This window comes from Candidatus Leptovillus gracilis (genome assembly GCA_016716065.1).
Taxonomy (GTDB): domain Bacteria; phylum Chloroflexota; class Anaerolineae; order Promineifilales; family Promineifilaceae; genus Leptovillus; species Leptovillus gracilis.
This window is the reverse complement of the sequence record JADJXA010000001.1, coordinates 890,997-908,429: the sequence shown is the minus strand read 5'-3', so window position 1 is coordinate 908,429 and position 17,433 is coordinate 890,997. Positions and strand designations below refer to the sequence as shown.

30 protein-coding genes are annotated in these 17,433 nt (G+C 52.0%); all 30 read left to right on the top strand.

Going from position 1 to position 17,433, the window contains the following annotated elements; genetic code table 11:
• Nucleotides 1-4 precede the first annotated feature (4 nt).
• The 30 genes from rpsG to rpsD all read left to right on the top strand — a co-directional run bounded on the left by rpsG (nt 5) and on the right by rpsD (nt 17,432).
• Nucleotides 5-478 carry a 30S ribosomal protein S7 gene (rpsG, locus tag IPM39_03870; protein MBK8985209.1) on the top strand — a complete coding sequence of 158 codons (474 nt, stop codon included), beginning with the start codon at nt 5-7 and terminating at the stop codon, nt 476-478.
• Nucleotides 479-500: 22 nt separating this feature from the next.
• The gene (fusA, locus tag IPM39_03865) at nt 501-2,579 is read left to right on the top strand and encodes an elongation factor G (GenBank protein ID MBK8985208.1); all 2,079 of its coding nucleotides are present in this window, start codon (nt 501-503) and stop codon (nt 2,577-2,579) included.
• Between the two features lie 76 nt (nt 2,580-2,655).
• Nucleotides 2,656-3,858, top strand: coding sequence for an elongation factor Tu (gene tuf / locus IPM39_03860; GenBank protein MBK8985207.1), 1,203 nt, complete (start codon nt 2,656-2,658; stop codon nt 3,856-3,858).
• A 56-nt stretch (nt 3,859-3,914) separates the two neighbouring features.
• Complete coding sequence (gene rpsJ / locus IPM39_03855) at nt 3,915-4,223, top strand: 30S ribosomal protein S10 (protein MBK8985206.1); 309 nt, start codon at nt 3,915-3,917, stop codon at nt 4,221-4,223.
• 81 nt (nt 4,224-4,304) lie between these two features.
• Entirely contained in the window at nt 4,305-4,973 is a 669-nt protein-coding gene (rplC, locus tag IPM39_03850) for a 50S ribosomal protein L3 (protein MBK8985205.1), read from the top strand.
• 17 nt (nt 4,974-4,990) lie between these two features.
• Nucleotides 4,991-5,656 carry a 50S ribosomal protein L4 gene (gene rplD, locus IPM39_03845; protein ID MBK8985204.1) on the top strand — a complete coding sequence of 222 codons (666 nt, stop codon included), beginning with the start codon at nt 4,991-4,993 and terminating at the stop codon, nt 5,654-5,656.
• Nucleotides 5,657-5,659: 3 nt separating this feature from the next.
• Nucleotides 5,660-5,959, top strand: a complete 300-nt coding sequence (gene rplW / locus IPM39_03840; GenBank protein MBK8985203.1) for a 50S ribosomal protein L23 — start codon at nt 5,660-5,662, stop codon at nt 5,957-5,959.
• A 121-nt stretch (nt 5,960-6,080) separates the two neighbouring features.
• Entirely contained in the window at nt 6,081-6,923 is an 843-nt protein-coding gene (rplB, locus tag IPM39_03835) for a 50S ribosomal protein L2 (GenBank protein MBK8985202.1), read from the top strand.
• Between the two features lie 14 nt (nt 6,924-6,937).
• Nucleotides 6,938-7,225, top strand: a complete 288-nt coding sequence (gene rpsS, locus IPM39_03830) for a 30S ribosomal protein S19 (GenBank protein ID MBK8985201.1) — start codon at nt 6,938-6,940, stop codon at nt 7,223-7,225.
• A gap of 2 nt (nt 7,226-7,227) precedes the next feature.
• Complete coding sequence (gene rplV, locus IPM39_03825; GenBank protein MBK8985200.1) at nt 7,228-7,605, top strand: 50S ribosomal protein L22; 378 nt, start codon at nt 7,228-7,230, stop codon at nt 7,603-7,605.
• 13 nt (nt 7,606-7,618) lie between these two features.
• Nucleotides 7,619-8,290, top strand: coding sequence for a 30S ribosomal protein S3 (gene rpsC / locus IPM39_03820; protein MBK8985199.1), 672 nt, complete (start codon nt 7,619-7,621; stop codon nt 8,288-8,290).
• A gap of 76 nt (nt 8,291-8,366) precedes the next feature.
• Entirely contained in the window at nt 8,367-8,783 is a 417-nt protein-coding gene (gene rplP / locus IPM39_03815) for a 50S ribosomal protein L16 (protein MBK8985198.1), read from the top strand.
• 26 nt (nt 8,784-8,809) lie between these two features.
• Nucleotides 8,810-9,211 carry a 50S ribosomal protein L29 gene (gene rpmC, locus IPM39_03810; protein MBK8985197.1) on the top strand — a complete coding sequence of 134 codons (402 nt, stop codon included), beginning with the start codon at nt 8,810-8,812 and terminating at the stop codon, nt 9,209-9,211.
• Between the two features lie 7 nt (nt 9,212-9,218).
• The gene (gene rpsQ, locus IPM39_03805; protein MBK8985196.1) at nt 9,219-9,470 is read left to right on the top strand and encodes a 30S ribosomal protein S17; all 252 of its coding nucleotides are present in this window, start codon (nt 9,219-9,221) and stop codon (nt 9,468-9,470) included.
• Nucleotides 9,471-9,482: 12 nt separating this feature from the next.
• Complete coding sequence (rplN, locus tag IPM39_03800; protein ID MBK8985195.1) at nt 9,483-9,854, top strand: 50S ribosomal protein L14; 372 nt, start codon at nt 9,483-9,485, stop codon at nt 9,852-9,854.
• A 56-nt stretch (nt 9,855-9,910) separates the two neighbouring features.
• Nucleotides 9,911-10,243 carry a 50S ribosomal protein L24 gene (gene rplX, locus IPM39_03795; protein MBK8985194.1) on the top strand — a complete coding sequence of 111 codons (333 nt, stop codon included), beginning with the start codon at nt 9,911-9,913 and terminating at the stop codon, nt 10,241-10,243.
• Nucleotides 10,244-10,374: 131 nt separating this feature from the next.
• Nucleotides 10,375-10,920: a 50S ribosomal protein L5 gene (gene rplE / locus IPM39_03790; protein MBK8985193.1), complete on the top strand. Its 546-nt coding sequence runs from the start codon at nt 10,375-10,377 to the stop codon at nt 10,918-10,920.
• A gap of 13 nt (nt 10,921-10,933) precedes the next feature.
• Complete coding sequence (locus tag IPM39_03785) at nt 10,934-11,116, top strand: type Z 30S ribosomal protein S14 (protein ID MBK8985192.1); 183 nt, start codon at nt 10,934-10,936, stop codon at nt 11,114-11,116.
• 10 nt (nt 11,117-11,126) lie between these two features.
• Nucleotides 11,127-11,534, top strand: coding sequence for a 30S ribosomal protein S8 (rpsH, locus tag IPM39_03780; protein ID MBK8985191.1), 408 nt, complete (start codon nt 11,127-11,129; stop codon nt 11,532-11,534).
• A 13-nt stretch (nt 11,535-11,547) separates the two neighbouring features.
• A complete protein-coding gene (gene rplF, locus IPM39_03775) occupies nt 11,548-12,093 on the top strand; it encodes a 50S ribosomal protein L6 (protein MBK8985190.1) in 546 nt (181 codons plus the stop codon).
• An 11-nt stretch (nt 12,094-12,104) separates the two neighbouring features.
• Entirely contained in the window at nt 12,105-12,467 is a 363-nt protein-coding gene (locus IPM39_03770; protein ID MBK8985189.1) for a 50S ribosomal protein L18, read from the top strand.
• Between the two features lie 13 nt (nt 12,468-12,480).
• Nucleotides 12,481-13,005 (top strand): 30S ribosomal protein S5, encoded by a 525-nt coding sequence (gene rpsE / locus IPM39_03765; protein MBK8985188.1) that lies wholly within the window; start codon nt 12,481-12,483, stop codon nt 13,003-13,005.
• Nucleotides 13,002-13,184, top strand: coding sequence for a 50S ribosomal protein L30 (rpmD, locus tag IPM39_03760; GenBank protein MBK8985187.1), 183 nt, complete (start codon nt 13,002-13,004; stop codon nt 13,182-13,184). Before rpsE ends, rpmD begins: the two co-directional genes overlap by 4 nt.
• Nucleotides 13,184-13,642: a 50S ribosomal protein L15 gene (rplO, locus tag IPM39_03755; protein ID MBK8985186.1), complete on the top strand. Its 459-nt coding sequence runs from the start codon at nt 13,184-13,186 to the stop codon at nt 13,640-13,642. Before rpmD ends, rplO begins: the two co-directional genes overlap by 1 nt.
• A 32-nt stretch (nt 13,643-13,674) precedes the next feature.
• Nucleotides 13,675-15,051: a preprotein translocase subunit SecY gene (gene secY, locus IPM39_03750; GenBank protein ID MBK8985185.1), complete on the top strand. Its 1,377-nt coding sequence runs from the start codon at nt 13,675-13,677 to the stop codon at nt 15,049-15,051.
• A 2-nt stretch (nt 15,052-15,053) separates the two neighbouring features.
• Nucleotides 15,054-15,626: an adenylate kinase gene (locus tag IPM39_03745; GenBank protein ID MBK8985184.1), complete on the top strand. Its 573-nt coding sequence runs from the start codon at nt 15,054-15,056 to the stop codon at nt 15,624-15,626.
• 68 nt (nt 15,627-15,694) lie between these two features.
• Nucleotides 15,695-15,808 (top strand): 50S ribosomal protein L36, encoded by a 114-nt coding sequence (gene rpmJ, locus IPM39_03740; GenBank protein ID MBK8985183.1) that lies wholly within the window; start codon nt 15,695-15,697, stop codon nt 15,806-15,808.
• A 12-nt stretch (nt 15,809-15,820) separates the two neighbouring features.
• Entirely contained in the window at nt 15,821-16,201 is a 381-nt protein-coding gene (gene rpsM, locus IPM39_03735) for a 30S ribosomal protein S13 (protein MBK8985182.1), read from the top strand.
• 67 nt (nt 16,202-16,268) lie between these two features.
• Nucleotides 16,269-16,664, top strand: coding sequence for a 30S ribosomal protein S11 (gene rpsK, locus IPM39_03730; GenBank protein ID MBK8985181.1), 396 nt, complete (start codon nt 16,269-16,271; stop codon nt 16,662-16,664).
• Nucleotides 16,665-16,793: 129 nt separating this feature from the next.
• On the top strand, nt 16,794-17,432 hold the full coding sequence (gene rpsD / locus IPM39_03725) for a 30S ribosomal protein S4 (protein MBK8985180.1): 639 nt from the start codon (nt 16,794-16,796) through the stop codon (nt 17,430-17,432).
• Nucleotide 17,433: the final 1 nt, after the last annotated feature.

The following is a 17,433-nucleotide window of genomic DNA, read 5'->3' as shown; positions in this document are numbered from 1 at the left end:
AGAAATGCCAAGACGTTACACCCCTGAAAAACGTGTCGTAGAAGCGGACCTGCGTTACAACAGCGTCACGGTTTCTATGTTTGTGAACCGCCTGATGCGAAGCGGCAAAAAAAGCACGGCACAGCGCATTTTGTATGATAGTTTCACCATTATTGAAGGACGTGTTAAGCGTCCTCCTTTAGAAGTGTTTGATCAGGCTTTGCATAACGTCATGCCGCACATTGAAGTAAAACCGCGGCGTGTCGGTGGCGCTACCTATCAGGTCCCGATGCCTGTGGAACCAGAGCGTCAGATCTCATTGGGAATGCGTTGGTTATTAACGGCCGCGCGTAATCGTGGCGGCCGTTCGATGGCTGAAAAATTGGCCGCTGAATTAATGGATGCGGCGAACAATCAAGGCGCTGCGGTGAAGAGACGTGATGACACGCATCGTATGGCTGAGGCTAACCGGGCGTTCTCGCACTTCTCCCGTTTCTAATGCTTTTGTATAGGTCGTATTAATGAGTCGTTTACCGTTAGACCGCGTTCGGAATATTGGCATTATTGCCCACATTGATGCCGGCAAGACCACTACGACGGAACGCGTTTTGTATTACACAGGTCGCATTCATCGTATGGGGGAAGTGCATGAAGGCACAGCCACGATGGACCATATGGTGCAGGAGCAGGAACGTGGCATCACGATTACCTCGGCGGCCACCAGTACCTCCTGGCTTGATCATCAAATTAATATCATTGATACGCCTGGTCACATAGATTTCACGGCCGAAGTGCAGCGCAGCCTGCGAGTATTGGACGGTGGTGTTGTGGTGTTTGATGCCGTTGCCGGTGTGGAACCCCAGTCGGAAACTGTGTGGCGTCAGGCGGATGAATACAACGTACCCCGCATCTGCTTCATTAACAAGATGGATCGCGTCGGCGCTGATTTTAACCGCACAATCGGTATGATCCGTAGCCGCTTGAAGGCGAATCCCATCGCCATCCAATGGCCCATTGGTCAGGAATCTGACTTTGAAGGCATTGTGGATCTGCTAACGATGGAAGCGATTGTTTGGGAAGATGATGATTTGGGCGCGAAACCTATCTCTGTTCCCATCCCAGACCATGTGCGCGAAGATGCTGAGCAAGCTCGTCAGGCGATTCTGGATCGCATCATCGAGACAGATGAAGAATTGATGGCGCGTTATCTGGAAGATGAAGAGATTTCTCCTGAAGAACTTCGGGCTGCCTTGCGGCAGGCTACTATACGGGGTGAAGTGACGCCTGTATTATGTGGCACGGCTCTGCGGAACAAGGGCATCCAGATTTTGCTTGATGCAGTAGTTCATTACCTTCCTTCGCCGTCAGATGTGCCCCCTATTGAGGGGACGAACCCAATTACGGGTGATGTTGAAACCAGGAAGCCTGACGACAACGAGCCATTGTCTGCCCTGGTCTTTAAAATTGTAACGGACCCTTACGTTGGTCGTCTGGCTTACTTTCGGGTGTATTCCGGCGTTTTGCACGCTGGTGACACCCTGATTAACACTACCAAAAACAAAAAAGAAAGAATCGGCCGAATTCTGAGAATGCATGCCGACCATCGAGAAGATCTCAAGGAAGTACGTGCTGGCGACATCGCGGCCACGTTGGGTCTAAAAATCACCTTTACCGGCGATACACTTTGTACGCCGGACGCGCCTATCGTTTTGGAATCTATAGACTTCCCAGAACCGGTTATTATGCTGGCGGTTGAGCCAAAAAGTAATGCGGATCAAGAAAAAATGGGCGTCGCGCTCAAGGCTTTGTCGGAAGAGGACCCCACATTCCAGATTCGCGTTGACGACCAAACCGGGCAAACCGTTCTGTACGGCATGGGCGAACTGCACCTCGAAGTATTGATTGACAGATTGATGCGTGAGTTCAAAGTGGCAGCCAATGTCGGCCAGCCGCGTGTCGCCTACCGTGAAACAATTACCCGTCCTGTCGAAAAAGCCGAAGGTCGTTTTGTGCGCCAGACGGGTGGACGCGGGCAATTTGGTCACGTCATTTTACGTCTGGAGCCACTTCCGCCTGGTTCAGGCTTTGTTTTTGAAAATGGCGTCGTAGGTGGTGTTATTCCTAGGGAATATATCAACCCAGCTGAATCTGGTATACGAGAGGCTTTAAGCAGCGGTGCAATTGCTGGTTATCCACTGGTGGACCTTAAAGCAACGTTGTACGACGGCTCTTTTCACGAAGTAGATTCGTCGGAAATGGCCTTCAAGATCGCCGGCTCGATGGCGTTGAAAGATGGCGTGCAGCGAGGCAAACCGGTTTTGTTGGAGCCAATCATGGTGGTAGAAGTCGTTACCCCTAATGACTATACCGGTGATGTGATCGGCAACTTGTCTTCGCGCCGCGGCGCCATCGAAGGGATGGAACTGCGCGTGGAAGGGATTCAATCTATCAGGGCTATGGTTCCATTAGCCGAAATGTTTGGTTATGCGACGCGCTTGCGTTCGATGACACAAGGGCGGGGCACGTTTACCATGGAGTTTCATCATTACGCTCCGGTTAGTGAAGATATTGCCCAGGCGATTATACGAGGCGGCCGTTAACAATACGGTCTTGGCCCGGTAGCAAGTTGCGATACAAACCGGTAGAAATACGAGTTTTAGAGAGGAAAGGGAAATTATGGCCAAAGAAAAATTTGTGCGCGAGAAGCCACACTGCAATATTGGCACCATCGGTCACATCGACCATGGCAAGACCACCCTGACAGCGGCAATCACCAAAACGCTGTCCTTAAAAGGTTGGGCAGACTTCCGGGCCTTCGACCAGATTGACAACGCGCCCGAAGAAAAAGCGCGTGGTATCACCATCGCGATTGCCCACGTTGAATACGAAACCGAAAATCGTCACTACGCCCATGTAGACTGTCCGGGGCACCGTGACTACATCAAAAACATGATCACCGGGGCGGCGCAGATGGATGGCGCTATCCTGGTTGTGGCTGCGCCCGATGGCCCCATGCCTCAGACACGGGAACACGTGTTGTTGGCTCGTCAGGTAGAAGTGCCGGCCATGGTCATCTTCTTGAACAAAGTAGACATGATGGACGACGAAGAACTGCTGGAGTTGGTAGAGCTAGAACTGCGTGAACTGCTGGACAGCTACGACTTCCCCGGCGACGAGACGCCCATCGTGCGCGGCAGCGCGCTGGCCGCTTTGGAAAGCGAAAGCAAAGACCCCAACGCGCCGGAATACGCCCCCATTTGGGAACTCATGCGTGTGGTAGACGAGTACATTCCGCAGCCAGAACGCATGGTAGACCTGCCCTTCCTGATGTCGGTAGAAGATGTGTTCTCCATCAAAGGGCGCGGCACCGTGGTGACCGGCCGTGTAGACCGGGGCACGTTGACGCCGATGAGCGAGGTGGAGATTGTGGGGCTGCGCGAAGACACCCGTAAAGTGGTGGTGACCTCGATGGAAATGTTCCACAAGATTCTGGACAAGGTTCAGGCGGGGGACAATGCCGGTCTGCTGCTGCGTGGTGTGGCCCGCGACGACATTGAGCGGGGGCAGGTATTGGCTGCGCCGAAGAGCATCACGCCGCACACCGAGTTCATGGGCGAGGTGTACGTGCTGCGCAAGGATGAAGGCGGTCGGCACAAGGCGTTCTTCCCTGGCTATCGGCCACAGTTCTACATTCGCACGCTAGACGTGACCGGCGAGATCACCTTGCCGGAGGGTGTGGAGATGGTAATGCCCGGCGACAATGTGAACTTGAATGTCAAGCTGATTACGCCGGTGGCGTTGGAGCAGGGCAGCAAGTTTGCCATTCGCGAAGGCGGTCTGACGGTTGGCGCTGGGGTTATCACCCAGATCATCAAATAAATTAGTTTGGAAGGGCGTTGTTGCCAGGCAGCAGCGCCCTTCATATTGAGGCAATTATGGCTAAGCAAAGAATCCGCATTCGTTTGAAGGCATACGATCATCGTGTTCTCGATCAATCTGCAAAGCGTATCGTAGGAACGGCTGAGCGGACTGGCGCCCATGTTGTGGGACCCGTGCCGTTGCCAACTAAAATTGAGCGCTTCACGGTGCGTCGCAGTACGTTTATTGACAAGGATTCACACGAGCATTTTGAAATCCGCACTCACAAGCGTTTGATAGACGTGATCAATCCTGATTCAAAGACTATTGACACGTTGATGCGGTTGAATTTGCCGGCTGGTGTGGATATCGAAATTTCGATCTAAACCATTTTGGCCGCAGGTTGAATCTGCGAGCGTGGGATGATGCAGCTTAAGCCTGGTAGCTGACAGTCCCGGGAGGTTAACGTGAAAGGATTACTAGGCATCAAACTGGGCATGACCCAGGTTTTTGATGAAAAGGGTGTGGTTACGCCGGTCACCATTGTGCAGGCGGGACCCTGTTATGTCACACAAGTAAAAGCAGAAAAGACGGATGGCTATAGCGCCATCCAGGTAGGTTTTGGAGACATCTCTGAAAAGCGTTTGACCAAGGGGCAGAAGGGCCATTTGGGTTTGTTAAAAACCGATAAGCAGCATCCCCAGCGTAAGAAGAACAACGGTATACCCCCTGTGCGTCATCTGAGCGAGTTCCGCACGAAGAGTACGGCCGATTATAAAGTTGGTCAGGTTCTGACGGTTGAACAATTTGTGGCCGGTGACCACATTGACGTCATGGGAACCACCAAAGGTCGTGGCTTTGCGGGTACGATTAAGCGACATGGCTTTCGTGGCGGGCCTAAAACGCACGGTCAATCTGACCGTTGGCGCGCGCCTGGCTCGGTGGGCGCTACGTCAGGGACAGCCCATGTGTTCAAAGGTAAAAAGATGTCTGGGCATTATGGTAACGAGCGTTTTACGGCTCAGAATCTACAAGTTGTCAAGATTGACCCGGAGCGGAATCTGTTAGCAATTAAAGGTTCCATTCCTGGCCATAAGGGGAGTCTCGTGGTTATCCGAGATTCCGCGAAGAACTAACTGGCGGAGGCACTGTCATGGAAGTTCCTGTTTATAACATGTCTGGTATGGAAGTGAGCAACGTTGAGCTTCCGGCCGACATCTTCGAAGCAAATATCAATCGTGACTTGATGCACCAGGCTTTGGTACGTCAGTTGGCGAACCGGCGGCTGGGTACACATAAGGCGAAGGGTCGTTCTGAAGTTAATCGCAGCACGCGTAAGATTTACCGCCAAAAAGGCACTGGTAATGCCCGGCATGGCAGCCGGCGCGCCCCTATTTTTGTAGGTGGTGGCGTGGCGCATGGCCCTTTGCCGCGCAGCTACGAGAAGAAAATGCCGCGCAAGATGCGCCGCGCCGCGCTGCGGTCTGCGCTTTCCGTAAAAGCGGGCAATGGGGACATTATTGTGCTGGATGAGATCCACATGGATGTTCCTAAGACCAGAGAAATGGCGGCCGTTATGGATCGCCTGAATGTGAGTAAGAGCGCGCTGCTGCTGCTGGCGGAGCGTAACGAGAATGTTGAATTGTCGGCTCGCAATTTGCCAGAAATAAAGGCTCTGCGGGCAACTTATCTGAATATTCGCGACTTGTTAGGTTATAACAAGCTCGTGATGCCTCTGGCAGCCCTTGATGTCATCAATTCTTTTCTGGGTTTAGAAGATTATTTTGATGATTTTGAGGATGTTGAAGAGGAGGAATAAGCGATGCAGATTCATTGGCGTGAGATTATTCGCCGGCCGGTAATTACTGAAAAGAGCAGTTATCGGGTCGACATTAATAACCAATACACGTTTGCGGTTGATTCGCGGGCGAACAAGGTGCAAATCAAGGAAGCGATTGAATTGGCCTGGCCTGATGTGACTGTGGAAAAAGTGCGGGTGGCGAATATGCCGCCCAAGCGGGCGCGGCGTTGGCGTCGCGTGGCAACACGGAAACCAGGGTGGAAGAAGGCTGTTGTTACTTTGGCTCCTGGCGACTCAATTGATTTGTTTGAGGGTGTGTAATTTAATCACTGACTATTTAGGTTGGTGGTTTTAGATATTTTGAGCAGGGACGAGGTTTGTTGGATGATGGGGTTGATGTTCCCATTGTTTATGCGAGCTGAAGTCCGTCTCTGGAGGTAAGATGCCGATCAAAGTGTATAAACCGACTTCTCCTGGCCGGCGTGATATGACCAGCCAGACATTTGAGGAAGTCACCCGTGTAGCTCCGGAACCTGCGCTGACGCGCGGTTTGCGGAAGCGAGGCGGACGTAATCATCGTGGGAAGATCACGATGCGCCATCAAGGCGGTGGTCACAAGCGGCGTTATCGGGTGATTGATTTTAACCGGCGTGATAAGTTTGGCGTGCCGGCCCGGGTATCGTCTATTGAATACGATCCAAATCGTTCGGCGCGAATTGCACTGCTGACATATGCTGATGGCGAGAAGCGGTATGTTGTTGCGCCGCTGGGCTTACGTGTTGGGGACCAGGTGATGAGTGGCCCAAAGGCTGAAATACGGCCGGGAAATGCGCTGCCGCTGATCAACATTCCGTTGGGTACGATGGTCCACAACGTGGAGATGCAAGTTGGCAAGGGTGCGCAGATGGTGCGTGCGGCGGGTACGTCGGCGCAGTTGTTGGCGAAGGATCACCCGCAGTATGTGACGTTGCGTTTGCCTTCTGGTGAGGAGCGTTATGTGCCACAGGACTGCCTGGCGACGATTGGTCAGGTGGGGAATGTGGAACATGGAAACGTGAAGCTGGGCAAGGCTGGTCGTAAGCGGCACTTGGGTGTGCGCCCGACAGTGCGCGGCTCGGCGATGAATCCGAATGATCATCCGCATGGTGGTGGTGAAGGCCGTTCGCCAATTGGTATGCCTGGTCCTAAGACGCCATGGGGTCAACCGGCGCAGGGGCGACGGACGCGCAAGAATAAGGCTACGGACCGATATATTTTCCGTCGCCGCACGAAGAAGCGTCGGTAGGAGGTTAGAAGAAAATGTCACGTTCTTTGAAGAAAGGGCCATTTGTCAGTCCTAAATTACTAAAGAAGGTTGAAAAACTGAATGTGGCGAAGAGCCGTCAGGTGATTCGTACCTGGTCTCGATCGAGTACAATCTTTCCCCAGATGGTGGGGCATACGATTGCGGTGTATGACGGCCGTCGTCACATTCCGATCTACGTTACAGAAAACATGGTCGGTCATAAGCTGGGTGAATTTGCTCCTACACGCATGTTTCGTGGTCACGTCTCGAAATCTGAGAAGAAAGGGAAGGGGCGTCGGTAATCATGGCTGAAGCATTTGAAGTTAAAGCGAGTGTTCATCATATACCTATTGCCGTACAGAAGGTACGCCTGGTATGTAATGTTGTCCGTGGTAAGAATGCGGATGAAGCGTTGGCAACATTGCGGTTTATGCCTCAGACTGCGGCCGGCGTCGTTTACAAGCTGGTGGAATCGGCTGTGGCTAATGCGGAACAGAACTTTGGTCTGGAAATGGATGAGCTTTACGTGAGCCGTATCTATGCCGACAAAGGACCGCAGCACCGCAAAGCGCCGCATGGTGGTCGTTTTGCCGGGCGTGGTCGTTTCCGGCCCATCATTCGCCGTTCGTCGCACATTACCGTTGTGTTGGCTGAGCGCGAAGTCGTTGATTACGACAATTAGCTGGAGGAGTGTAATGGGACGTAAAGTACATCCTGTCGGTTTTCGTTTGAACATAATCCGTGATTGGAATACGCGCTGGTACGCTGAAAAACAGCAGTATCAGGATCTCCTGCATGAAGATTTCGCCATTCGGGCATTGATCCGCAAAGAAATGGCTCAGGCCGGTATTTCTGCGTTAAACATTGAACGCGCTGCACCTAATCAGGTTCAGGTAACGATCCACACGGCTAAGCCGGGTATTGTGATCGGCCGTAAAGGCGCTTCTGTGAAAGAACTGCGTGGCAAGCTGCGCAAACTGACTGACAAAGCGGTGAAGCTGGAAGTTGAAGAGATTGGGCAGCCGGATACGGATGCGCAGTTGATCGCTGAGAATGTTGCCGGGCAGATAGAGCGCCGGATTTCTCACAGTCGGGCGATGAAACGGGCTGTACAGCAGGCTATGCGCCAGGGCGCGGAAGGTGTACGTATTGAGGTAGGCGGCCGTTTGGGTGGTTCGGAAATGGCGCGCAAGGAAAAGGTTTGGGACGGCCGTGTTCCGCGGAACACCATTCGGGCTGATCTGAACTATGGCTTTGCCGAAGCGCTGACCACATTTGGCAAAATTGGGGTCAAGGTTTGGGTTTATCGTGGTGAAGTTTTGCCACAACGAACCGAATCGGCCATGGACGTCTACATTAGTGAATAAATGAGGATTAAAGATTAGGTTCAATGTGGGCAAGAGCCGCATACCTAAATCTTTAATTTTGCGGAGTTTTGTAATCATGTTAATGCCAAAACGTGTGAAATATCGGAAACAGTTCCGAGGGCGTATGCAAGGCATGGCCAAAGGTGGCTCCGATTTACTCAGCGGCGATTTCGCCCTGCAAGCATTGGAACCAGGCTGGATTACCAGCCGCCAGATCGAAGCGATGCGCCGTACCGTGGTGCGCCATATGCGCCGCCGCGGTAAATATTGGATTCGGATTTTCCCGGACAAACCTGTGACCGCCAAACCGGCCGAAACCCGCATGGGTAAAGGTAAAGGTTCGGTCGATCATTGGGTCGCCGTTGTGAAGCCTGGGCGTATTATGTTTGAAGTCGGCGGTGTGCCGGAAGATATGGCGCGCGAAGCGCTGCGATTGGCGGCTTATAAACTGCCTATCCGTGCCCAGGTTATTTCACGGGAGGATAAGCTCTAATGGCTAAAATCGTTGAGTTACGCGGAATGAGTGATCAGAAACTGGGAGAAATGCTCGAAAATAATCGAGAGGAGATGTTTAATCTTCGCTTCCAGAAAGCTGGCGCGCGCCTGGAAGATTACACGCGCATTCGCGCAGTGCGCCGGGAGACCGCCCAGATTGAGTCTGTGCTGCACATGCGCCAGTTAGCCATTGAAGCCGCCGCTGCCGAACCGTCTATCGCATCGGTGTTGACCGGCAAAGAGTGGCAGGCGACGGCCGCTTTCAATTACGAAGACAGCGCCTGGCGGGTGGCTTTTGCTGAACAAGGGGGCGGAGAATTAGCCTCTGCTTTGGTGAATCTAAACAAAAAACGCCTTCATGGGCGACGTGCCCGGCAGCAAAAGTCGCAACCGCGCCTGGTTACCAGCTATGAGGTTGTAGGGTAGGTATAAGATGAGAGAACAACGTAAACGTCTGGTAGGCGTGGTCATCAGTGACAAGATGGACAAGACGGTGGTTGTGGAAGTGACAACAACAAAACGCCACCCCGTCTATGGCAAAGTATTGCGTTTGCGCAAGAAATATCAGGCGCATGATGAAGCCAATGATTGCCGCACGGGTGATCGCGTGCAGATTATCGAGTCTGCGCCAATTAGCCGCCATAAGCGATTTGCTGTCGTTTCCATTTTGGAACGGGCAAAATAGCGAGGAATTGTCATGATTCAAAAAGAAAGTCGTTTGAAAGTGGCAGATAATTCAGGCGCCCGTGAACTTCTGGTTATTCAGGTAATGGGCGGTTCTGTGCGCCGTTATGGTGGCGTTGGCGAGGTTGTGACAGCTTCTGTGAAGAAGGCTGCGCCTAATTCGTCGGTGAAGAAAGGGTCTATTGTCAAAGCGGTGGTTGTACGCACCAGCAAAGAGTACAAACGCGATGATGGCAGCTACATCCGCTTTGATGACAATGCGGCGGTTATCCTGGATTCATCGGGCACGAACCCGGTTGGTACACGTATTTTCGGGCCGGTAGCCCGTGAGCTGCGCGACAAGGGGTTTGGGCGCATCATGTCTTTGGCGCCGGAGGCGCTGTAGACATGGGTCAGACGATGGGGTTTAGCGCCATCGTTTAGCAGGAAATGAGGTAAGAGATGCGCATTAAAGTCGGTGACGAAGTAGAAGTGATTGCCGGAAATTATAAGGGACAGCGCGGTGAAGTGCAGCGTTTGATCGTTAAGAAGAACCGCATTGTGGTGTCTGGCGTGAATATGGTTAAGAAGCACCAGAAGCCGCAGGCTACCGGTGGTCGGTCGCAGGCCAAGGGCGGTATTATTGAGTTTGAAGCGCCGATTTCCCTGTCTAACGTCATGCTGGTGTGCCCGCATACCGATAAACCGACGCGGGTTGGTTTTCGCCGCAATGATGACGGCCGTTCTATTCGCTACTCCAAAGTGAGTGGCAAAGACATTATTGATAAATCCTGATTAACAACCCATGGTGAGCCAGGCGCTTTAAAACGGTAAATGGTGGTTGTGATAAGTGGGTGCTCCACTGCCAGACCACCTAGGTGAAAGCCTGAACCGTTGGTTGACCTGCCACTTAACCTGGAGGAAAAATGTTTACACCGTTAAAAGAGCGGTACCAGACAGAAATTGCCCCGGCTCTGATGAAAGAGTTCGAGTACAGTTCTGTTATGCAAGTGCCGCGAGTGACGAAAGTAGTCGTCAATGTGGGTCTGGGTGAGGCGTTGGACAACGCTAAGGCCATAGAATTTGCCGTCAGCGACGTGACGGCGATTACCGGGCAAAAACCGGTGGTTACAAAAGCAAAGAAATCTATCGCTGGTTTCAAGTTGCGTGAAGGCCGAATTATTGGCGTGAAGGTAACTCTGCGTGGCGAACGGATGTGGAGTTTTCTGACACGTCTGATCCATGTGGCTCTGCCGCGTACACGTGACTTTCAGGGAATTTCGCCTGATTCCTTTGACGGCCGTGGCAATTACACGCTTGGTCTGCGCGAGCAATTGATCTTCCCTGAAATTGATTTTGACAAGATTGATAAACTGCGGGGAATGGAAGTAACCATCGTGACAACGGCGCAGACGGATGAAGAAGGTCGCCGTTTGTTGACCTTGTTAGGGATGCCGTTCTGGCAGAGTTGAGGTAGGAGAAAAAATGGCGAAGAAATCAATGATCGCACGGGAAACCAAGCGGAAATATCGCGTACAGGTCAGAAATCGGTGTCGGCTTTGTGGTCGTCCTCGTGGCTACATGCGCCGCTTTGGGTTATGCCGCATTTGCTTCCGCGAAGAATCGCTGAAGGGCAATGTTCCTGGCGTGGTGAAATCAAGTTGGTAAGAGGTGCATTATGTCAATGAGTGATCCAATTGCTGATATGCTAACACGCATTCGTAATGCGCAGATGCGGTTACACCCCACTGTGTCTATGCCCAATTCCAAAATCAAAGTGGAAGTGGCCCGTGTGTTGAAAGCGGAAGGGTACATTGAGGATTATCAGGTTATTCCTGAAAAACCACAATCTGTGTTGAATGTGACGTTAAAATACGTAGGCGACCGTCGCCATCGCCGGTCCGTGATTACGGGTCTGGAACGAGTCAGCCGGCCGGGACGTCGTGTTTACGTTGGTACAAAAAATATTCCTTGGGTGTTGAGCGGCATGGGCATTTCCATCGTGACAACATCTCAGGGTATCATGACTGGACAGCAAGCTCGCCGCCGGGGTATTGGTGGTGAAGTTGTTTGCAGGGTCTGGTAGTTGGAGGTAATCCATGTCTCGAATTGGTAAAGCGCCCATCCAAATACCTGACAAAGTAAAGATTGATGTTGAGGAAGGGAATTTGGTAACGGTTAAAGGGCCAAAGGGCAGTTTAACGCAGCCGCTGCATCCCCAAATGCTTCTGGAAATGGAAGATGGGATGATGATAGTGAAACGGCCGTCTGATTCCCAAGAACATCGCTCTTTGCATGGTTTAACCCGCGCCTTGCTTAACAACATGGTTGTGGGTGTCAGCGACGGGTTTTCTAAAAAGTTGCAAATCGAAGGTGTTGGCTACCGCGCCGAAATGAACGGCAATGTACTGGTGTTAAATGTTGGTTATTCGCATCCGGTACACTTCGACCCGCCGGCCGATGTGCAGTTTGCGGTAGAAAACCGTAACAAAACCGTGATCGTCTCCGGCATTGACAAGCAAGTGGTAGGCGAAATTGCTGCACAAATCCGCAAACAACGACCGCCAGAACCGTACAAAGGCAAAGGCATTCGTTATGACAACGAAATCGTGCGGCGCAAGGCCGGCAAGACAGGCAAGGTTTAAGAGGTACTATCATGGCTGTAAAATCTCATATAACACGTGAACGACGCCGTCGCCGTATTCGGATGAAGGTTTCCGGTACACCAGAGCGTCCACGTTTGAGCGCGTTCCGCAGCACGGAACAGATTTATGCACAACTTGTTGACGACGTATCTGGGCGCACGATTGTGTCCGCATCCTCCATTGATAACCAACTGAAGGACCAGATGGCGGGCAAGACAAAGAGTGAGCAGGCCACATTGGTAGGCAAAGCAGTGGCCGAGCGCGCCCTGGCAGCCGGTATTGAGCAGGTCGTATTTGATCGGGGTGGTTTTCTCTATCACGGCCGTATCAAAGCCTTAGCCGACGGCGCCCGCGAAGGCGGTCTGAAGTTCTAAACAGGAGAATACAATGGGACAAAGACGTCAATACGAACAAAGTAGCGAATTAGACGAGCGTATTGTAGACATTACGCGCGTTGCCAAAGTCATCAAGGGTGGCCGTCGCTTTGCCTTCCGCGTCGCTGTGGTGGTAGGCGATAACAAAGGCAGCGTTGCTGTTGGCGTGGGTAAAGCCCGCTCTGTGCCCGATGCTATCCGTAAAGCGCTGGAAGCTGCTCGCAAAAATATGCACGCTGTTTCCATGATGGGTAACACCATCCCCCACGAGGTAATCGGCACACACAGCTCGGCCAAAGTACTCTTAAAGCCGGCCTCGCCCGGTACAGGCGTTATCGCCGGCGGCGCCGTTCGCCAAATTATTGAAGCCGCAGGGTATAAAGACATTCTCTCCAAGTCGTTAGGCAGCCAGAACGTCCTCAATGTTCTGCAAGCCACGATGGACGGGCTGCAACAACTCAAGAACGTCAATCAGGTGGCCGCCGAACGAGGCAAAGATGTGGCCGAGGTTATGCCATTCTGGAGTCGTAAGCAATGAGTAAGTTGATCATCACTTATACCAAAAGTGTGATTGGGTACAACGAGCGACAAAAAGCAACGATTAAAGCGCTGGGTTTGCAAAAGTTGAACCAATCTGTGGAACACGACGATAACCCGGTCATTCGGGGTATGGTTAGAAAAGTGGAACATCTGGTTTCTGTGCAAGAGGTGAAATAATGCAATTACACGATCTGCGCCCTAATTCTGGATCAAAGAAAAAGCGCAAGCGAGTGGGTCGTGGTATTTCCGCCGGGCAAGGCAAAACCGCCGGGCGTGGTACCAAGGGTCAAAACGCCCGCAGTGGCGGTGGTAAAGGCGTTTATTTTGAAGGTGGCCAGCTGCCATTGGCCCGTCGTTTGCCCTATAAACGTGGTTTTACCAACGACAATAAAATCTACTATAAGGTCGTTAACTTAAAAGACCTGGCTGACTATGAGTTCGAAGACGTAGACGTAACGCCAGAAGTGCTGGCTTTCTTAGGACTCATCAAAAAAGAGAACGATCCGGTCGTTATCCTCGGTGAAGGGGAATTGACGCAAGCGTTGACCGTTAAAGCGCATCGCTTCTCCCAGTCGGCGAAAGAAAAGATTGAGGCAGCCGGTGGTCAGGTGGAAATTCTCCCTCTTGAGGGGTAATTCACGCCGACCATCGAACACGGAGAAAAATCATGATTGATTCTGTACGTTCTGCCTTCATGCTGCCTGATCTGCGCCGACGCATTTTGTTCACCATCGGCTTGTTGGTGATTTATCGTTTGGTGGCCAATATTCCCGTGCCTGGGGTTAACCTGGAAGCGTGGTTGGCGTTTACGAGCCAACCAATTGGCAATAATCAGGTGATTGCCTTTTTGGACTTCTTGTCCGGTGGGGCCGTGCGTAATTTCTCGGTGATGGCCATGGGGGTGTATCCTTACATTACAGCCTCCATTATCATCCAGTTGATTACGCCGATTATCCCTCAGCTAGAGGAATTGGCTTCCGAAGGCGAATCTGGCCGTAATAAGATTAATCGTTACACCTATTACCTGACAGTTCCACTGGCCCTGGTGAATGCGGTGGGTCAGATTCGACTGGTTGGTTTTAGCTACCAATCGGTTGGTGGGCTGGAAGTGATTATGCCGAACTTTGGCTTTACGCCGCCGCAACTGTTGGCAACGTTTACCACGTTGATGGCGATGTTGGGTGGCACAATGTTTGCCATTTGGTTAGGCGAGATGATCACAGAAGATGGCATTGGTCAAGGTATTTCGCTGATCATTTTTGGCGGCATTGTTTCCGGGATCTTGCCGAGCATTGCCAGCATGTTTTCCCTATCAGACACCGTTACCCGTATCTTCACCTTTGTGGCATTCATTGTCATCACCCTCCTGACGGTCTTGGTGATTGTGATTGTGCAGGAAGGGCAAAGACGTATACCGGTGCAGTACGGCCGTCGTGTGCGCGGCCGTAAGGTCTATCAAGGACAAAGCAGCTACATCCCCCTGAAGGTTAACACTGCGGGCATGATTCCGATCATCTTCGCCCAATCCATCCTGACCTTCCCGCCCTTGATCGCCGGGCTGTTCGTCTCAGGCAGTGGCAGCACGATGGATAAGATTGCTCAAACCATCGCCTCCTTTGGGTCCGTACAAGACCCAACGCTCAACCCCTGGTTGTTCATCTTTTACTGGCTGTTCTTTTTCCTGTTGGTTGTTGGGTTCACCTTCTTCTATACAGACGTCATGGTCCAGCAGCAGAACATTCCCCAGACATTGCAGCGGCAGGGTGGCTTTATTCCCGGCATTCGCCCTGGCAAACGCACGGCCGATTACATCATGGCTGTTGTGCGCCGAATTACCTTCGCCGGCGCTGTTTTCCTGGGCATTATCGCCATCTTGCCCGGCATTATGCAAGGACTAGGGGCGATATTGGGGCTGCCTGGCATTGAGCAAAGTGTCTTGGTGGTAAATGGTTCTGGCCTCATTATCATTGTTGGTGTGGTTATAGACACCATGAGGCAGTTAGAAGCACAACTGCTCATGCGTAATTACGAGGGATTTATCTAGACATGGGAACTTACCTGGTTTTGATGGGAGCCCCTGGGGCCGGTAAAGGAACCCAGGCCAAGAAATTGGAAACTAAACTAGGTTTACCACAAGTAGCAACGGGCGATTTGTTTCGCTACAACCTGAAGAACGAAACGGAGTTAGGCAAACTCGCCAAAACGTACATGGATAGGGGCCAATTAGTCCCGGACAACTTGACCATCGCTATGGTTCGCGCCCGACTGGCGCAAGCAGATTGTGAACAGGGCGCGATTTTGGATGGCTTTCCACGCAATCCGGCTCAAGCAGAGGCTTTGGAGGCGTTGTTAGCCGAATTTTCTGGGGCGATCAAAGCTGTTCCTTATATTCATGTATGCCAGGATGAACTGGTAAAACGTCTGCTCAAGCGGGCGGAAATAGAAGGTCGTTCTGATGACAACGAGGAAACGATCCGAACCCGAATGCGGGTTTACGCCGAGCAAACGCAACCGCTGCTTGACTATTACCAGAACAAAAATCTCCTGGTTACAGTAAATGGTGAGCAAGACATTGACGAAGTATTTCAGGAATTGCTCCAGGTGGCGCAAGCAAGTTAGAATCAGATAGTTGATGAGTAGATAAGAGATTGTGCATTTTATAAGCGGCACAATCAGAGGAAGAAAAAATGAAAGTATCAGCGTCTGTAAAACGTCGTTGTCCGAAATGCAAAATTATTAAGCGCAAAGGCATTGTGCGTGTGATTTGTGTAGACCCTAATCACAAGCAGCGGCAAGGGTAGGCTGGAGGAATTATGGCACGTATTGCTGGTGTAGATGTTCCCCGTAATAAGCGGGTGGAAATTGGCTTAACTTATATATACGGCATCGGTAAGACGGCCAGCCAGAATATTCTGGCTTCGGCCAACATTAATCCGGACACACGGGTGCAAGACCTTTCCGAAGCCGAAGTCGGCCGTTTGCGACAGATCATAGACGATGGTTACATCGTAGAAGGTGATTTGCGCCGCGAAGTGGCTATGAACATCAAGCGCCTGACAGAAATCGGGTGCTACCGTGGGCTGCGCCATCGCCGCCATCTACCGGTGCATGGGCAGCGCACGAAGACAAACGCGCGCACACGCAAGGGTCCGAAGAAGACGGTTGCCGGCCGTGGACGTCGTAAGGGTAAGTAATAGTTATTGTGTTTTGTGTTTGGGGCTTTAGCCGCCGGACTGCATACACAAATAAGCGGGAGAAATTATGGGACGTAGAAGAACTACTACGCAGGTTCGCAAGAAGGTCAAGAAGATGGCGCCGCAAGGGCAGGCCCACATTCATGCGACTTTCAACAATACGATTGTGACGATCACGGATACCAAAGGGAACACAGTTTCCTGGGCCAGCGCTGGCAGTTCCGGGTTCAAAGGTTCACGCAAAAGTACGCCTTATGCGGCCGGTTTGGCCAGCAAAAATGCGGCAAAAATTGCCCAAGATCATGGTATGCAAGAGATGGAAATCATCGTGAAGGGGCCAGGCCCAGGTCGTGAGTCGGCCATTCGGGCGCTGCAAACGTCGGGTATTCGCGTCACGGCGATTCGTGACATTACCCCCGTACCGCACAATGGCTGCCGCCCGCCGAAGAAACGGCGTGTGTAATTGAGTCAATTTGTCTGGTAGCCTTGTGGTCTGACAATTCGGCGACAAGAGTACCGGGCTTGCTTGAGAGGGACGAAAGGTTGCCACACCTGTAAACCTCTCGTAAATCTATCTATTTGGAGGCATAAGTTGGCAAAGTATACAGGACCAGTGTGTCGGCTTTGTCGCCGTGAAGGCGAAAAGCTATTCTTGAAGGGGTCACGTTGTTTGACGCCTAAGTGTTCCTTTGAACGCCGCTCTTATCCGCCAGGGCAGCACGGCCGTGAGGGGCAGTTCCGTCGTGGACGCGCTTCTGACTATTTGCTGCAATTACGCGAGAAGCAAAAAGCGCGGCGTATTTATGGCCTGATGGAGCATCAGTTCAGCATTTATTTTAACCGCGCTGAACGCCGTGCTGGCCTGACAGGCTCTAACTTGTTGATCTTGCTGGAAAGCCGGTTGGACAATGTGGTGTACCGCCTGGGTATGGCTACGTCGCGCCCCCATGCGCGGCAGTTGGTGGCCCATGGGCATATTATGCTGAACGGCCGTAAAACCAACATCCCATCCGCCCTCGTGTCGGCTGGAGACATCGTCTCTGTTCGTCCCGAAAGCGGCCGTCGGCCCTACTTCAAGGGCCTGCGGCAAAATATTGATGACCGTCAGGTACCGCGCTGGTTATCTTTGGATACCGGCAGCCTATCGGGTAAAATCCTGAGTTTGCCTGTTCGGGAAGACATTGATGTTTCCTTGAATGAGCAGTTAATCGTTGAATACTACTCCCGCTAAA

What these genes read in the sequence shown, in the direction of transcription:
- rplW (MBK8985203.1), top strand. Translation starts at nt 5,660, where the DNA reads ATGCAGATTCATTGGCGTGAGATTATTCGCCGGCCGGTAATTACTGAA.
- tuf (MBK8985207.1), top strand. Translation starts at nt 2,656, where the DNA reads ATGGCCAAAGAAAAATTTGTGCGCGAGAAGCCACACTGCAATATTGGC.
- rpmD (MBK8985187.1), top strand. Translation starts at nt 13,002, where the DNA reads ATGAGTAAGTTGATCATCACTTATACCAAAAGTGTGATTGGGTACAAC.
- rpmC (MBK8985197.1), top strand. Translation starts at nt 8,810, where the DNA reads ATGAGTGATCAGAAACTGGGAGAAATGCTCGAAAATAATCGAGAGGAG.
- rpsK (MBK8985181.1), top strand. Translation starts at nt 16,269, where the DNA reads ATGGGACGTAGAAGAACTACTACGCAGGTTCGCAAGAAGGTCAAGAAG.
- rplF (MBK8985190.1), top strand. Translation starts at nt 11,548, where the DNA reads ATGTCTCGAATTGGTAAAGCGCCCATCCAAATACCTGACAAAGTAAAG.
- rplV (MBK8985200.1), top strand. Translation starts at nt 7,228, where the DNA reads ATGGCTGAAGCATTTGAAGTTAAAGCGAGTGTTCATCATATACCTATT.
- rpsC (MBK8985199.1), top strand. Translation starts at nt 7,619, where the DNA reads ATGGGACGTAAAGTACATCCTGTCGGTTTTCGTTTGAACATAATCCGT.
- rplE (MBK8985193.1), top strand. Translation starts at nt 10,375, where the DNA reads ATGTTTACACCGTTAAAAGAGCGGTACCAGACAGAAATTGCCCCGGCT.
- rplN (MBK8985195.1), top strand. Translation starts at nt 9,483, where the DNA reads ATGATTCAAAAAGAAAGTCGTTTGAAAGTGGCAGATAATTCAGGCGCC.
- rpsH (MBK8985191.1), top strand. Translation starts at nt 11,127, where the DNA reads ATGTCAATGAGTGATCCAATTGCTGATATGCTAACACGCATTCGTAAT.
- IPM39_03785 (MBK8985192.1), top strand. Translation starts at nt 10,934, where the DNA reads ATGGCGAAGAAATCAATGATCGCACGGGAAACCAAGCGGAAATATCGC.
- rpsJ (MBK8985206.1), top strand. Translation starts at nt 3,915, where the DNA reads ATGGCTAAGCAAAGAATCCGCATTCGTTTGAAGGCATACGATCATCGT.
- secY (MBK8985185.1), top strand. Translation starts at nt 13,675, where the DNA reads ATGATTGATTCTGTACGTTCTGCCTTCATGCTGCCTGATCTGCGCCGA.
- rpsM (MBK8985182.1), top strand. Translation starts at nt 15,821, where the DNA reads ATGGCACGTATTGCTGGTGTAGATGTTCCCCGTAATAAGCGGGTGGAA.
- rpsS (MBK8985201.1), top strand. Translation starts at nt 6,938, where the DNA reads ATGTCACGTTCTTTGAAGAAAGGGCCATTTGTCAGTCCTAAATTACTA.
- rplB (MBK8985202.1), top strand. Translation starts at nt 6,081, where the DNA reads ATGCCGATCAAAGTGTATAAACCGACTTCTCCTGGCCGGCGTGATATG.
- rplX (MBK8985194.1), top strand. Translation starts at nt 9,911, where the DNA reads ATGCGCATTAAAGTCGGTGACGAAGTAGAAGTGATTGCCGGAAATTAT.
- rpmJ (MBK8985183.1), top strand. Translation starts at nt 15,695, where the DNA reads ATGAAAGTATCAGCGTCTGTAAAACGTCGTTGTCCGAAATGCAAAATT.
- rpsG (MBK8985209.1), top strand. Translation starts at nt 5, where the DNA reads ATGCCAAGACGTTACACCCCTGAAAAACGTGTCGTAGAAGCGGACCTG.
- rpsQ (MBK8985196.1), top strand. Translation starts at nt 9,219, where the DNA reads ATGAGAGAACAACGTAAACGTCTGGTAGGCGTGGTCATCAGTGACAAG.
- rpsE (MBK8985188.1), top strand. Translation starts at nt 12,481, where the DNA reads ATGGGACAAAGACGTCAATACGAACAAAGTAGCGAATTAGACGAGCGT.
- IPM39_03770 (MBK8985189.1), top strand. Translation starts at nt 12,105, where the DNA reads ATGGCTGTAAAATCTCATATAACACGTGAACGACGCCGTCGCCGTATT.
- fusA (MBK8985208.1), top strand. Translation starts at nt 501, where the DNA reads ATGAGTCGTTTACCGTTAGACCGCGTTCGGAATATTGGCATTATTGCC.
- rplO (MBK8985186.1), top strand. Translation starts at nt 13,184, where the DNA reads ATGCAATTACACGATCTGCGCCCTAATTCTGGATCAAAGAAAAAGCGC.
- IPM39_03745 (MBK8985184.1), top strand. Translation starts at nt 15,054, where the DNA reads ATGGGAACTTACCTGGTTTTGATGGGAGCCCCTGGGGCCGGTAAAGGA.
- rplP (MBK8985198.1), top strand. Translation starts at nt 8,367, where the DNA reads ATGTTAATGCCAAAACGTGTGAAATATCGGAAACAGTTCCGAGGGCGT.
- rplD (MBK8985204.1), top strand. Translation starts at nt 4,991, where the DNA reads ATGGAAGTTCCTGTTTATAACATGTCTGGTATGGAAGTGAGCAACGTT.